A 1,428-nucleotide genomic window follows, 5' to 3' on the forward strand; every position below is an offset into this window, starting at 1 on the left:
CGGCGGTGCCCACGATCACCTGCAGCGAGGCGAGCGGCGCCACCGGGGCGGGCACGGTTCCGTTCGCGGCCAGGATCGACCGTCCGACCGGCACGGTGACGGCGGCGGCGACCAGCCCGGCGGCGAAGGTGACGGCTGCGATCACCACGGCCTTGGCCGCCAGCACCCGGCCGCGCCGCGGGCCGGCGAGCAGGGTGGTGCGGATCAGGCCCCGCCGGTACTCCGCGGTGACGAACACCACCGCCACCACCATCATCGCGACGAGCCCGGCCAGCGCCCCGATCAGCACGCGCTCGACCGGCATGCCCTCCGCGGAGGGCGCGACGTCGCCCACCCCCGTGACCTTGAACGTGCCGCCCGACTGGTCGAGCCCACCTGGATGGTGCGGGGTGACGCCGTCGGCCTCCATGGTGACGCCGATGTCGTCACGGCGCCATGTGCCCCCGGCCGCCACGCCCCGCACGCCGACCTGGTCCATGACGGCGGTGACCTCGGCGAAGCGCGAGGCCGTCACGACTCCGCCTATCACGGTCGAGGTCGCGGTCAGGTCGCCGGGAGAGGCGGCGAAGAGCCCGATTTGAACCTTCCCGGCGAGTCCGGGCGGGCGGACGGTACCCACCGTGGTCCAGTGCGAGCCGTCGGCCGACTCCTCGCCGATGATCGTGTCGCCGGTACGGGTCAGCCGCAGCCAGCGCGGCGACGCCGCCGAGACACCGCCGGGGCGCCCCGCCACGTCCTCGGTGAAGTTGTGCTGCATACGCACCCCGTGGCTACCGGTGACCATCAGAGCCGCGTACGCCGTCCCCTGCCGAGTGCTCTGCTTGATCATGACCCCGGCCTTGGCCCACGGTGTGACGCCGGGGACGACGTTCCTGACCCCGGGGGTGACGTCGGGCTTGCGGATCTGGCCGGTCATGGAGCTCACGCGTACGGTGATGCCGCCGTCGCCGTCCAGCGGCTGGTGCACGAAGTAGAAGCGGTCCTCCACGGCCACGCCGCCGGGACCCATCAGAGGGGCGGGACAGGGCACCTCGATCGGCCCGTTGCTGCACGAGGAGCGGCTGCCGGTCGCGAACAGCAGCCCCAGCCCCACGATGAGCAGCGCCGCGAGCGCCAGGCCGAGCATCCAGCCGCGGACCGTGCGGAACTTGGTCCATTCGGCACGCAGCAGCTGCGCGAAGCCGTCACGACCGGCCCGCAGTCCGGAGCGGTAGGGGGTGACCGCGGTCATCGCGCCGCTCCCCTGAACTCGACCGAGTCCCTGGTGAGGTCAAGGTAGGCCTCCTCCAGCGTCGCGCGGTGGGCGGCGACCTCCGAGAACGGCACCCCCTGCGCGCCGAGCAGCCGCACGATGTGCTCGGCGGCCAGCCCGGAGACCACGAGCGTGTCCCGCTCGGTGACGGTCACGGTGGCGCCCGCGCCCGCCAG

1 protein-coding gene and 1 pseudogene are annotated in these 1,428 nt (G+C 73.5%); both read right to left on the reverse strand.

From position 1 onward, the window contains the following. A partial coding sequence (locus AB0J09_RS64695; RefSeq protein ID WP_360714415.1) for a hypothetical protein occupies positions 1 to 1,231 on the reverse strand: 1,231 nt, incomplete at its 3' end. Continuing rightward, positions 1,228 to 1,428, reverse strand: a pseudogene (locus AB0J09_RS64700) (ABC transporter ATP-binding protein); the annotation flags it as partial. The pseudogene AB0J09_RS64700 and the gene AB0J09_RS64695, both read right to left, overlap by 4 nt.

Source organism: Nonomuraea sp. NPDC049784, from assembly GCF_040659615.1.
Taxonomy (GTDB): domain Bacteria; phylum Actinomycetota; class Actinomycetes; order Streptosporangiales; family Streptosporangiaceae; genus Nonomuraea.